The sequence below is a fragment of the Enterovirga sp. genome (assembly GCF_035325185.1).
GTDB lineage: Bacteria > Pseudomonadota > Alphaproteobacteria > Rhizobiales > Beijerinckiaceae > Enterovirga.
Genome location: NZ_DAOLAJ010000100.1, coordinates 1 through 12,457, shown reverse-complemented (window position 1 = coordinate 12,457; position 12,457 = coordinate 1). Strand labels below are relative to the sequence as shown.

The following is a 12,457-nucleotide window of genomic DNA, read 5'->3' as shown; positions in this document are numbered from 1 at the left end:
CCGCAGGCGGGGCTTATCATATCGAGGGATAGGCGAGGCGTTTTCCCGCCCATGGACCCGACATGGCCTCCGCCTCACGCGGAGGCGATAGCTTCCTCGCGCAAGGCGCGGCGGAGCACTTTGCCGACATTCGTCTTGGGCAGGGCGTCGCGGAAGACGATATGGCGCGGCGTCTTGTAGGGCGCGAGGCGCTCGCGGCACCAGGCCCGCACCTCCTCCTCCGTCAGCTCCTCCCGCGCCTTGACGATATAGGCCGCGACGGCCTCGCCGGACCTCTCGTCGGGCAGGCCGATCACCGCGACCTCGGCGACGCCGGGACAACCCGCGATCACCTCCTCGACCTCGTTCGGATAGACGTTGAAGCCCGAGACGAGGATCATGTCCTTCATGCGGTCGACGATGCGGATGGCGCCGTCCGGGAGCATCACGGCGATATCGCCGGTGCGGAAGAAGCCGTCGGGCGTCATGGCGCGCGCGGTCTCCTCGGGCTTGTTCCAGTAGCCGCGCATCACCTGGGGGCCGCGCACGCACAGCTCCCCGGCCTCTCCCGCGGGAACGGCCTCGCCCTCGACGCGCAGCGAAACCTCGGTCGAGGGGACCGGATAGCCCGAATGGCCCGAGAATTCCTCGATGTCGAAGCGGTTGATGGTGACGACGGGCGAGGTCTCCGACAGGCCGTAGCCCTCGACGATCGGCGATCCGGTCAGTTCCTTCCAGGCCCGCGCCACCGCCGCCTGCGTCGCCATGCCTCCCGCGATGGAGAGGGAGAGCCGCGAGAAATCCACCTGCCGGATGCCCTCGGCCCGGGCCAGCGCGTTGAAGAGCGTGTTCACGCCCGAGATGCAGGTGAAGGGGCGCTTCCGCAGCGTCTTCACGAAGGCGGGAATGTCGCGCGGATTGGAGATCAGAAGCTGGCAGCTTCCGATGCGGATCATCACCATGCAGCAGCAGGTGAGCGCGAAGATGTGATAGAGCGGCAGCGCCGTCACCATGATGTGCCGCCGCTCGCCGAGCGACTGGCTCAGCCACGCCTGGCACTGGAGCACGTTGGCCGCGACGTTGCGATGGGTGAGGGTCGCGCCCTTGGCGACGCCCGTCGTGCCGCCCGTATATTGCAGGAAGGCGACGTCGTCGGGATCGACCGCGACCGGCGCCCGGGGACCGGCGCGCCCCGCCTCGACGACATCGGCGAAGGCGACCGCCTCCGGCAGCGCATAGGCCGGGACCGCCTTCCTGACATGGCGCGAGATGAAATTGACCACCATGCCCTTGAAGCCGAGCAGATCGCCCGGCTTCACCACGACGATGCGGTCGAGCCGCGCCTCGTCGAGCACGGCCTGCACGGTGGCGGCGAAATTCTCCAGCACGAAGATCGTGCGCGCCCCCGAATCGCGCAACTGCCCGCCCAACTCGCGCGGCGTATAGAGCGGATTGACGTTGACGACCGTCGCTCCCGACATCAGCACGCCGAACAGGACCGCCGGGAAAGCCATCACGTTGGGCAGCATGATCGCCACGCGATCGCCCTTGGCGATGCCGGAGCGGACCAGCCAGGAGCCGACCGCAGCCGCCCCCGCCGCCAGCTCGCCATAGGTCAGGCGCGTGCCGAAACTCTCCAGGGCGGGCCGGTCGGCATAGCGGCGCGCGCTCTCATCGAAGATATCGACCAGCGTGCCGGCCGATGCGGGATCGATCTCGGCCGGAACTCCGGGCGGATAGGAGGCGAGCCAGGGCTTGCCGTCTTTCGGCGTCAACTCGGCGGACATGGCTCCTCCGGACGAGCCGCGATCTGGCGCGCAGCCTCAGGGAAGCGAACCATCCGGCGCCCTGCAACGCAACAGCCGAATGGCCCGATCCCCCGGAAGTATCGTTCCCGCCGGCCCCTTTTCGCTCCGGCGAGGTCCGGCCGTCAGCGGCGGCGTACCGTGCGCAGCCGCAGCGTCAGGCCGGTGAAGCCGATCTGGGCATTCAGCCCCTCCTGGGCCGAGACGTTGAGAGGCTGGAGATTGATGGAGTTCTGGAAGCCGCCGATCATCCCGTTCCCGCCGACCCCGACGGCGAGCGTGGCCTGGGCCCCCACCCCGACATAACGCCCCTCGAGCGCGCCGCGGACCGTCGCGGAAGGGGCGACCACGGCCCAGCGCACGGCGCTGATGCTCGTATAGCCGACATCGAGCCCGGCGGTGCCGAGATAGCCGTCATAGGTCTCCAGCTCGCCATAGGGGTTGTAGTAGTTGCAGACGACCACGCGCTGAGACCCGATCACGTAGCCAGCCCCGGCCGAGACCGTACAACGCAGCATGCCCGCGGCGATCGCGGCATTCGCGGCCTGCGGCGTCGCCGCCGCCGCAAGGCCGGCAACCGCCAGGCCGAGAAGGCTGAGCTTGGACATGGGGGGAACTCCGTAAAGTGTGTAACGGAGGTGCAATGCCAAGCTAGGCCGTGGGTTCCGCCCCGCCCGGCGATTTTTCGCCGGGCGCCGGCCCTGCCGGAAGCCTCAGCGCAGGGCCGCGCAGAAGCGCTGAATCCGGCGCCCCGCCTCTTCCAGCAGGGCGTTCGAAGTGGCGTAGGAGATGCGCAGGTTCGGGCCGAGCCCGAAGGCCGAGCCGTGCACCGCCGCGACGCCCTCCGCCTCGAGCAGCTCGGTGACGAAATCCTCGTCGGTGTCGATCTTCCTGCCCGAGGGGGCCGTCTTGCCGATCGTCTCCGCGCAGGAGGGGTAGACGTAGAAGGCGCCTTCGGGCTTGGGGCATTTGAGGCCGCTCGCCTGGTTGAGCATCGAGACGACGAGGTCCCGCCGCTCCTCGAACGCCTTGCGGAACCGCGGCAGGTGCTCCTGCGTGCCGTCGAGCGCCTCGACGGCCGCCCATTGCGAGACCGAGCAGGTGCCCGAGGTCTGCTGGCCCTGGACGAAATCCATGGCCTTCACGAGCTGCTCGGGCCCGGCCGCATAGCCGATGCGCCAGCCGGTCATGGCGTAGGCCTTGGAGACCCCGTTCATGGTCAGGGTGCGCTCGTAGAGGTTCGGCTCGACCTGGGCGGGCGTGACGAACTCGAAGTCGCCATAGACGAGATGTTCGTACATGTCGTCCGTGAGCACCCAGACATGCGGATGGCGCACGAGCACGTCCGTCAGCTTCTTCATCTCGTCCCAGCTATAGGCCGCGCCCGAGGGGTTCGAGGGCGAGTTGAGGATGATCCACTTCGTCCGCGGGGTGATGGCGCGCTCGAGCGCCTCGGGCTGGAGCTTGAAATCGTGCTCCATCGTGGCCTCGACGAGGACGGGCGTTCCCCCGCAGAGAGCGACCATCTCGGGGTACGAGACCCAGTAGGGCGCCACCACGATCACCTCGTCGCCCGGATTGAGCGTCGCGAGGAGCGCGTTGTAGATCACGTGCTTGCCGCCCGTGCCGACGATGGTCTGCGAGGGCTTGTAGTCGAGGCCGTTCTCGCGCTTGAGCTTGCGGCAGATGGCCTCGCGGAGCTGCGGGATGCCGGAGACCGGCGTGTACTTGGTCTCGCCCCGGCGGATCGCCTCGATCGCCGCGTTCTTGATGTTGTCGGGCGTGTCGAAATCGGGCTCCCCGACCGAGAGCGAGATCACGTCCCGTCCCTTCGCCTTCAGATCCCGCGCCTTCTGCGTCATCAGGATGGTGGCGGACGGCTTCACGCGCGAAAGAGTATCGGCCAGAAAGGCCATCGGGCGCTCTCCAATGGATCGAGGACGCACGGACCCTAGTCCCGCCGAACGGCGCCAGCAAGAGAATCGCGCAGCCCACGGCCGCCCTCGCCGCGGGCGCAGACCTTCTCCCGTCCGAACCGCACCCCGCCTCGCGCATTGCCTCTCCGGGCGGACGGAGCCACGGCCATGGACATCGCGACGGACAAGGTATGCGAACTCATCCTGCGGGCGCGGGAAGTCGACGTCAAAGAGGACGCGACCGATCCCGATTCCGGCTCGAACCCGAGCGACGACGGCTCGATCGACGTTCTCACCTCCGCGCCCGGAGATGCGACCGAGGACCAGATCCGCGACTTCATCGACGGCCTCAACGAGGACGAACGCCACGATCTCGTCGCCATCGCCTGGATCGGGCGCGGCGACTTCGAGGCGTCCGAATGGCGGGAGGCCTTGCGCATGGCGCAGGAGCGCGAAAGCCTCTCGACAGCGGACTATCTTCTGGGCATCCCCAATCTCGGCGACCTCCTCGACGAAGGACTCGCCGCGCTCGGCCGCTCCTGCTCCTGACGGCGGCCTCGACAGGGGGACGACGTCATGCCGATCGCCGGCAAGGGCATGCTGATGACCACCATGGACATCGCGCCCGAGCACGAAGCCGAGTTCAACGAGTGGTACGACCGCGAGCACATCGCCGAGCGCGTCGCGATCCCCGGCTTCCTCGAGGCGAGGCGCTACGTCGCCGTCGACGCGGCGCCGAAATATCTCGGCCTCTATTCGACGGCCCGCTTCGAGGACCTGTCCGGCCCCGCCTACCGGCACGCCCTCGCGAACCAGACCGACTGGTCGAAGGCAAATCTCGCGCGCTTCAGGAACATGGGCCGGGCGGTCGCCCGCATCACGGCGAGCGGCGGGCAGGGCCGCGGCGCGGCCCTCGCCATGCTGCGGCTGCGCCCCCATCCCGGCGGCCGGCAGGCTTTGCGCGAGCGGCTCGCCCTCGCCTTCAAGCCGGCCGGGCTCGCGGGCGTCGTCGCGATGCATCTCCTGGAGAACGACCCCGACCTCTCCGTCTCGCTGACCGAACCGGGCGCCGCCGATCCCGGCGCCGCCGACTGGCGCGTCCTCGTCGACGGATCGGATGTCGCGGCCGTGCGGGCCTTCGCCGAAACCCAGCTCGAGCCGCTGCTCGGCCCCGACGCCGCGCGCGTCTCGCTCGGAACCTACCGGCTGCTCTGGGACCTCGCCAAAGCGGATCTCTGAGCGCCCGGGACGACGGGAAGCTTCAATAGCGGTCGAGGTCGCGCCCCTTCACGCCGCCGAGCCGGCCCGCCTCCAGCGCGCCGTCCGGGGCGTAGTAGCCCGCCGCCTTCTTCGCCTCCATCTCGACCGAGGCGTCGGGCGGGATCAGCCCGGGCGGGATCGGCACCCGCTCGCCGACCTCGATGCCGGAGCCGACGATGGCGTCGTATTTCATGTTGGACATCGACATCAGCCGGTCGATGCGCCGGATGCCGAGCCAGTGCAGCACGTCCGGCATGAGCTGCTGGAAGCGCGCGTCCTGGACGCCGGCGACGCATTCGGTGCGCTCGAAATAGGTCGCGGCGCTGTCGCCGCCCTCCTGGCGCTTGCGGGCGTTGTAGACGAGGAACTTCGTCACCTCCCCGAGCGCCCGCCCTTCCTTGCGGTTATAGACGACGAGGCCGGCTCCACCGCCCTGCGCCTCGCGCACGCATTCCTCGATCCCGTGGATGAGATAGGGACGGCAGGTGCAGATGTCGGAGCCGAAGACGTCCGAGCCGTTGCATTCGTCATGGACCCGGCAGGCGACGCGCCGCCCCGGATCGGCGAGGGCCGCGACCTCCCCCACGACATAGGCCGTCATCCCGCCGATGGGCGGCAGGAAGACGGAGAGGTCCGGCCGCGTCACCAGCTCGGGGAACATGCCGCCCGTCTGCTCGAAAAGCGTGCGGCGCAGCTCGCTCTCGGTCGTCCCGAAGCGCCCGGCGATCCCCGGCAGCCACCAGACCGGGTCGATCGCGATCTTGGTGACGGCGACATCCCCGTTGGCATGCAGGATCGCGCCGTCGGCCGCGATCCGGCCCGCCGCCATCGCGGCGAGGATCTCGGGCAGGTTCAGCCGCGCGCGGGTCACCGCGATGGTCGGCCGGATGTCGGTGCCCGCGGCGATGGCCTCGCCGAAGACGGCGCCGACCAGGTGTCCGAAGGGATCGAGCGAGACGATGCGGCCGGGCTCCCCCCATTGCGGATGGGGACCGATCGCGACGACGGGATCGGTGTTGCGCAGATCCGGCCGCGCCAGCGGGTTCAGGGCACGGGCCGAGATCGCGAGGGCCCGGTAAATCGAATAGGAGCCGCCATGCGAGCCGATCACGTTGCGCTCGGCGGGGTTCGTCACGGAGCCGACGATCGCGCCGCGCATCTGCGGATCGCCCTCCCCCCAGCGGATGCGGCGGCGGCCGGAGGCTTCGGGGTCGGGATGGGAGGTGAGGCGGATATGCTGGGGGCGGTTCGGTGTCGTCATCGCCTGGGCCGGCGCGCCGGAAGGGGCGCGAAGCCGGCGGAGTCTTTCCCACGCGGCGGCACGCGTCAACGATAACCGCAGAAGAATCGACACAACCGGGAACGAATGACATACTTCTTCTTTACCCGAGCTCCACCCCGGGAGAACGAGGGCAAGCCAGGGAAGGAGAAACAGAGTGCTGAAGAGACTCATTCTCACATTGGCGCTTCTGATCGGCGCTTTCGCCATGTCGCCGAGCGCGACTCGGGCGGCGCCGCTGGGAGCTTCCGCGCAAGCCGCGCAGGCATCGCCGATCCAGGTCCAGAAGGCGTATTACTATGTGTATCGTCGCCGGTATTACCGGCCGCGATATCACTATCGCTACTACCGCCCGCGCCGGTATTACTATTATCACCGGCCGCGCCGATACTATTACTATCGCCGCTACTGGTAGAGTTCGGAATCCTGCCGGACCTTCTGCGGTCCGGCAGGCTCGAAAGGGTCTTCGGCCGACCTCCGCCCCGGGCGGAGGCCACTCCATGGCCTGCTCATAGCCCCTTGCGGGCTTGCCTTCAGGGCGATCGGGTGAAGCGCCCTCCCTATCATCAACTCGGGTGACGGATACGAGGCGTTTGAGGCCCCTTGTCATCCCCGGCCGGAGCGAAGCGGAGGGGAAAGAGACCCAGGAGGGCTCGCAGGCGGCTCTGGATTCCCTCCCCGGCCCGTCGGGCCGCCGGGAATGACAGGGGCGCTTCGCCTGATCGCCCCGGCCTTGTCCGCCTGAGCTTTGCGGGGAAGCCGATGCTTTCAGGCGGCGCCCTTCTCGTCCGCCGCCCGCTTGATGCCCTCGAGGATCAGGCTTTCCGCCTCCTCGGCATCGCCCCAGCGCACGATCTTCACCCATTTGCCCTCTTCAAGGTCCTTGTAATGGGCGAAGAAGTGCTCGATCTGCTGGATGGTGATCTGCGGCAGGTCCTTGTAGGTGGAGATTTTCTCGTAGCGGCGCGTGAGCTTGGTGCTCGGCACCGCGATGATCTTCTCGTCCTTGCCGCCGTCATCCTCCATCAGCAGCACGCCGACGGGCCGCACGTTGATCACGGCGCCGGGCGCGATGGCGCGGGTATTGGCCACGAGGACGTCGCAGGGATCGCCGTCCCCGGACAGGGTGTGCGGGATGAAGCCGTAATTCCCCGGATAGCGCATGGAGGTGTGAAGAAACCGATCGACGACGAGCGTTCCGGCGTCCTTGTCCATCTCGTACTTGATCGGCTCTCCGCCGATCGGGACCTCGATCACGACATTCACATCATGAGGCGGATTCTTTCCGATCGAAATCGCGTCGAGGCGCATGCGGAGAACTCCTGTTGGACCTCCGCTCTAGCGAGCCCCCGTTCGGCGGACAAGAAGGTTCCGCACAGTTTTTGCGCGGGACCCGGAAGGCCGACGAAGCTATCGGTAGAGAAAGCAGCTCTTCGACAGGCCCGCGCCGCCGAAGCGCTCGGTGGTCTCGGCGATGAGCCGTCCTCCCATGCGGCGATAGAAGGCGCAGGCGCGGTCGTTCTCGGAGAGGCACCACACCGCCACGCGCTTGGCGCCGCGGTCGTCGAGATCGTTGCGCACCGCCTTGAAGAGGCGCTTGCCGAAGCCGAGCCCCTGGTATTCCGGCGCGAGATAGAACTCGTCGATCTCCCCGTCGGCCGGCAGCGAGCGGTCCCGGCAGCGCCCGTAGGTCACGTAGCCGGCCACGCGCTCGCCGACATCGAGCACCACCAGCGGCCGGCCCCGGGCGATGGTCTGGGCCCACCAGCGCGGGCCGCGGCGGCTGATCATCCGCTCGAGGGCGATGGCGGGCAGGATTCCCTGGTAGGTCTCCCGCCATGTATCGTCGAACACGCCCGAAAGGTCGTGCGCATCGTCGAGCCGGGCACGCCGGATGCTTATGGTCAGCGCAGTCATGGGCTATCCGCAACCTCCCCGAAGTGAGACAACGTGAACCCGATCTTCCTCCCGATCCTGGCAAGTCCGAGGCCAGATTGCGCCGGCCCCGCGCTTGCCGGGGTGCCTGTGACCCTTGCACCACGGCCGAGGCCATGTTGCCCGCTCCCGCCGCGGCTGGTAAGCCCCCGCCGGGCGCGGGACCTCGTGAGACGCCTCGTCTGTTCGCTATCGTCCGGTCATCGTGCTTAAGAAATTCCTAAAGCCAGAAGTGAGATATGCGCGGCGCATGGCGCGCATCGCGCGGTGGGACCGGGAGCTGACCGGCCCCGCCGACCGCGCCTGCGCCTGGACGAACATGCTGTTCGCCGATCACGGCATCTTCCGGCTCGTCTATCCGAATCGCGGCCGCGTCTCGGCGGATCTGTGGCGCTCCTCGCAGCCGAGCCCGGGCCAGGTGGCCTGGTTCGCGCGGGCGGGCGGCAAGACGATCGTCAACCTGCGGGGCGGGCGCGAGCACGGCTCCTGGCCGCTGGAGCGGGACGCCTGCCACCGCCACCACATCGCGCTGGCCGATTTCGTCCTGCGCTCGCGCGAGGCGCCGGACCGCGAGACCATGCTCGGCATGGCCGCCTTCCTCGAGGGACTCGAATATCCGGTTCTCGTCCATTGCAAATCCGGCGCGGACCGGGCCGGCCTGTTCGCGGCGCTCTACCTGATCCTGCGCCATGGGGCGAGCGTAGCCCAGGCGCGCGAGGAGCTGAGCCCGCGCTACGGCCATTTCCGCCACGCCAAGACCGGTATCCTCGACGCCTTCCTCGACGCCTTCGAGCGCGAGGGCGAGGCGCGCGGCCTCTCCTTCGAGGAATGGGTGCGGGACGTCTACGATCCCGAGGCCCTGACGAAGAGCTTCAAGACGACGCTCTGGTCGAGCCTCGTCGCCGACCGCATCTTCCGGCGCGAGTGATCCGGCATCCGATGATCGCAGTTCCTGTCATCCCCAGCGCGCCGGGGATGACAGGGGCGGTACGGGCTTATTCCCCCGCCAGGGCGGCGGGCGCCGGGCGGGGCGCCTCGACCTCACCCTGGTCGGGAATCAATTCGCCGAGAACCTGAAGGCGCTGGAGGCGGGCATAGATGCCCCCTTGCTGGCCGAGTTCGGCATGGGTTCCCGCCTCCGCGATCCGGCCCTCGTCGAGCACGACGATCTGGTCGGCGTCGCGGATGGTCGAGAGGCGGTGGGCGATCACGATCGTCGTGCGGCCGCGCATCAGGGAGCGGATGGCGTCCTGGACGCGCCGCTCGGATTCCGCATCGAGCGCGCTCGTCGCCTCGTCGAGCAGCAGGATCGGCGCGTTGCGCAGGAAGGCGCGGGCGAGGGAGACGCGCTGGCGCTCGCCGCCCGACAGGCGCATGCCGCCGGGGCCGACCTCGGTGTCGTAGCCCTGCGGCAGGGCCGAGATGAAGCCGTCCGCCGCCGCGGCGCGGGCGGCCGCCTCGATCTCCGCGCGGCTCGCCCCCTCCCGGCCGAAGCCGATATTGGCCGCGACGCTCCCCTCGAAGAGAATCGTCTCCTGGGCCACTATCGCGATATTGGCGCGCAGGCTCCGCAGCGTCACCTCGCGCACGTCCTGGCCGTCGATCAGCACGCGGCCCGAGGTCGGGTCGTAGAGGCGCGGCAGCAGCGACAGGAGCGTCGACTTGCCCGAGCCCGAGCGCCCGACGATGGCCGTCGTCCGCCCGGCAGGGATGGCGAGGTCGATCCGGTCGAGCGCGGGCGGCCCGTTGACATAAAGGAAGCTCACATCCTCGAAGCGGACCTCCCCCGCCCCGACCGCGAGCGGGGCGGCGCCGGGACGGTCCCTGATCCGGGGCTCCTCGTCGAGGATCCCATAATAGCGCTTGAGCGCCGCCGCCGCCTCCTGGACGATGGCGTTCAGGTTGCCGAGGGCGCGGACGGGCTGGGCGGCGATCATCAGCGCCGTCACGAAGCCCGCGAAGTCGCCGACCGTCGAGCGCCCGTCGAGGATGCGGTAGCCGATGATGCCCAGCACGGCCGCGACGGCCGCGCCGCCGCCGACCTCGAGCAGCGGATCGAGGCGCGCACGGGCATTGGCGGCCTTGATCTTCAGGCGGCGGACGGCATCGAAAGCCTGGCGGGTGCGCTCCTTGAGATAGCCCTCGAGCCCGTAGCTCTTGGCGATTCGCGCGCCCGCCAGGCTCTCGGAGACGAGCGCGGCCATCTGGCCCACCTGTTCCTGGGTCGAGTTGGAGTTCCGCCGCAGCTTCTTGCCGATCCGCGCGATGGGATGGGCCACGAAGGGAACAACGCAGGCGGCGGCGAGGGTCAGCGCGGGATCGATCAGGAACATCGCCGCGACGAGGGCCGTGACCGTGGCCAATTCGCGCAGGAACACGGTGATGATCCGCGTCAGCGCTTCCTTGATGAAGAGGAAATCGGTCGTGAAGCGCTGCGTGAGCGCCGCCGGGCTCTCCTGGCCGAGGCGGGCGAGGTCGGCATCGATCAGGTGCCCGTAGAGGGCACTCTGCATGTCGGCCTCGATGCGGGTCACGACCTGGTTCGTCAGCCGGATCAGCGCATAGAGGGCGAAGCCCTTGATGGCCGTCACCAGCACGACGAAGAAGGGGCCGAAGACGATCACCTCGCGCCGCTCGACGAACCAGCGCGTGAAGCCGAGATTGATCTTCACCGGCGCGCCCGTGCCCGAGCGGTTCGTGAAGGCTTCGAAGGCGGCCTTGATCAGGACCGGATAGAGGCCGGTCGCCGCCGCGACGATCACGATGAAGACCAGGATGAGCAGCAGCGCCCTGGAATGAGGCCGCAGCCAATCCTTCCAAAGGCGGTAGAGGAGCGCCAGCGTGTCGCCCGATGCCAGGTCCGCGGCCGACCGCGTGCGTCGTTTGAGAAGCGATGCCACGCAAACGCCTTACAGGGAGTACCGTTCTCCCGCAAATTCGCCCCCGCGCGGCGGGAAGAGCGGGGCCGGCCCGATCCGTCCCGAACATGACCGTGCCGGCGGAAACCGAAACCTCTTCCTCCTGCCGGGATTGTTCCTCCATGCATCTCAAGAGGAGCAAGACCATGCGCAAGATGATCGCGCTCGCGACCGCAGCGGCGCTGCTCGGAGGAATGGCGACCTTGTCGCCGGCCGAAGCGCGGCCCGGCTACCGCTATCACGGCGGCTATCACGCCTACTATGCCCGCCCCTATGCCTATGGCTACCATCGCCGGAACAATGCGGGCGTCGCCGTTGCCGCCGGGCTCGCCGGAGCGCTTCTCGGCGGGGTGATCGCGTCGCAGCCCCGCTACGGCTACGCTCCAAGCTATGGCTATCCGGCCTATGGCGCGCCCACCTATTATTACGACGAAGGCTATTGACCCGCGTCGCGTCCCGCGCAGGGCTCCCGCGCTTCGGCGCGGTCGCCCGCGGGCCGGCGCTCTGGTAATCCCGGCGGGCCAGTCCGAACCGGGAGAAACGCATGCAGGGAGTTCGGTCCGCTCCGGCCGCAGCGCCGGAGCCCGATAGCCGCGCCTCCTGGATCCGTCTCCTTATCGCCCTGGCGATGGTCACGATCGGCGGCGCGGGCATGTGGTGCGTCGTCGTGGTCCTGCCGGCGGTCCAGGCCGAGTTCGGGATCGACCGGGGCGCGGCCTCCCTCCCCTATGCGCTGCTGATGCTGGGCATCGCGGCGGGCGGCGTCCAGCTCGGGCGCTGGTCGGACCGCTACGGCATCGTGCCGGTGACGGCCGGGGGCGGCCTGCTGCTCGGCCTCGGCTTCCTCGCCGCCGCGGCCGCGCCCAGCCTGTGGATCTTCGCGCTGGTCCACGGAACCCTGATCGGAATCGGCTGCTCGGCCAGCTTCGGGCCGGTCATCGCCGACATCTCCTTCTGGTTCCAGCGCCGCCGCGGCATCGCGATGGCCATCGCCGCGGCCGGAAACTACGTCGCGGGCGCCTTCTGGCCGCCCATCGTGCAGTGGATGATGGCTCATTACGGCTGGCGCGTCGCCCTGGCCGTGGTCGGGGCGATCTGCCTCGCCACCATCATCCCCCTCGCCCTGGCGCTCGGCCACAATCCGCGCCGGCCGGTGATCCGCGCCGGGAGCGCCGCGGCCGGCGGGCGGGCGCCCGTCTCGCCCGGAACGCAGGCCGCGCTCGGGCTCAAGCCCGGGACGGTGCAGGCGCTGCTGGCGGTGGCGGGAGTGGCCTGCTGCGTCGCCATGTCGATGCCGCAGGTCCACATCGTCGCCTATTGCGGCGATCTCGGCTACGGCCCGGCCCGCGGCGCCGAGATGCTGTC

General features: G+C 69.0%; 13 protein-coding genes. 6 read left to right on the top strand and 7 right to left on the bottom strand.

Going from position 1 to position 12,457, the window contains the following annotated elements; translation table 11 throughout:
* Positions 1-74: 74 nt before the first annotated feature.
* From PKD06_RS15940 to PKD06_RS15930, 3 genes are all read right to left on the bottom strand, one after another.
* Positions 75-1,766 (bottom strand): AMP-binding protein, encoded by a 1,692-nt coding sequence (locus PKD06_RS15940; protein ID WP_324381788.1) that lies wholly within the window; start codon positions 1,764-1,766, stop codon positions 75-77.
* Positions 1,767-1,909: 143 nt separating this feature from the next.
* Positions 1,910-2,392, bottom strand: a complete 483-nt coding sequence (locus tag PKD06_RS15935) for a DUF992 domain-containing protein (RefSeq protein WP_324381786.1) — start codon at positions 2,390-2,392, stop codon at positions 1,910-1,912.
* A 105-nt stretch (positions 2,393-2,497) separates the two neighbouring features.
* Positions 2,498-3,700 carry a pyridoxal phosphate-dependent aminotransferase gene (locus tag PKD06_RS15930; protein WP_324381784.1) on the bottom strand — a complete coding sequence of 401 codons (1,203 nt, stop codon included), beginning with the start codon at positions 3,698-3,700 and terminating at the stop codon, positions 2,498-2,500.
* A 168-nt stretch (positions 3,701-3,868) separates the two neighbouring features.
* Between PKD06_RS15930 and PKD06_RS15925 the strand changes: the two genes are divergently transcribed.
* Complete coding sequence (locus PKD06_RS15925; protein WP_324381782.1) at positions 3,869-4,249, top strand: DUF3775 domain-containing protein; 381 nt, start codon at positions 3,869-3,871, stop codon at positions 4,247-4,249.
* Positions 4,250-4,276: 27 nt separating this feature from the next.
* Positions 4,277-4,939 (top strand): hypothetical protein, encoded by a 663-nt coding sequence (locus tag PKD06_RS15920; RefSeq protein ID WP_324381780.1) that lies wholly within the window; start codon positions 4,277-4,279, stop codon positions 4,937-4,939.
* Between the two features lie 22 nt (positions 4,940-4,961).
* Here the strand turns inward: PKD06_RS15920 and PKD06_RS15915 are convergent, their stop codons facing one another.
* Positions 4,962-6,221 carry a GTP cyclohydrolase II gene (locus PKD06_RS15915; RefSeq protein ID WP_324381778.1) on the bottom strand — a complete coding sequence of 420 codons (1,260 nt, stop codon included), beginning with the start codon at positions 6,219-6,221 and terminating at the stop codon, positions 4,962-4,964.
* A 175-nt stretch (positions 6,222-6,396) separates the two neighbouring features.
* Here PKD06_RS15915 and PKD06_RS15910 point away from each other — a divergent pair, with 175 nt between their 5' ends.
* Entirely contained in the window at positions 6,397-6,654 is a 258-nt protein-coding gene (locus tag PKD06_RS15910; RefSeq protein ID WP_324381776.1) for a hypothetical protein, read from the top strand.
* Between the two features lie 353 nt (positions 6,655-7,007).
* Here PKD06_RS15910 and ppa read toward each other — a convergent pair whose 3' ends face one another.
* Complete coding sequence (gene ppa / locus PKD06_RS15905) at positions 7,008-7,550, bottom strand: inorganic diphosphatase (protein ID WP_324381774.1); 543 nt, start codon at positions 7,548-7,550, stop codon at positions 7,008-7,010.
* A 99-nt stretch (positions 7,551-7,649) separates the two neighbouring features.
* Positions 7,650-8,156, bottom strand: a complete 507-nt coding sequence (locus PKD06_RS15900; RefSeq protein ID WP_324381772.1) for a GNAT family N-acetyltransferase — start codon at positions 8,154-8,156, stop codon at positions 7,650-7,652.
* 223 nt (positions 8,157-8,379) lie between these two features.
* On the opposite strand from PKD06_RS15900, the gene PKD06_RS15895 reads away from it, so the two are divergent.
* Positions 8,380-9,102 (top strand): tyrosine-protein phosphatase, encoded by a 723-nt coding sequence (locus PKD06_RS15895; RefSeq protein ID WP_324381770.1) that lies wholly within the window; start codon positions 8,380-8,382, stop codon positions 9,100-9,102.
* A 67-nt stretch (positions 9,103-9,169) separates the two neighbouring features.
* Here the strand turns inward: PKD06_RS15895 and PKD06_RS15890 are convergent, their stop codons facing one another.
* A complete protein-coding gene (locus tag PKD06_RS15890; RefSeq protein ID WP_324381768.1) occupies positions 9,170-11,074 on the bottom strand; it encodes an ABC transporter ATP-binding protein in 1,905 nt (634 codons plus the stop codon).
* Between the two features lie 164 nt (positions 11,075-11,238).
* On the opposite strand from PKD06_RS15890, the gene PKD06_RS15885 reads away from it, so the two are divergent.
* Positions 11,239-11,535, top strand: coding sequence for a hypothetical protein (locus PKD06_RS15885; protein ID WP_324381766.1), 297 nt, complete (start codon positions 11,239-11,241; stop codon positions 11,533-11,535).
* 101 nt (positions 11,536-11,636) lie between these two features.
* Positions 11,637-12,457, top strand: an 821-nt coding sequence (locus tag PKD06_RS15880) for an MFS transporter (protein ID WP_324381764.1), incomplete at its 3' end; no start/stop codon positions are given.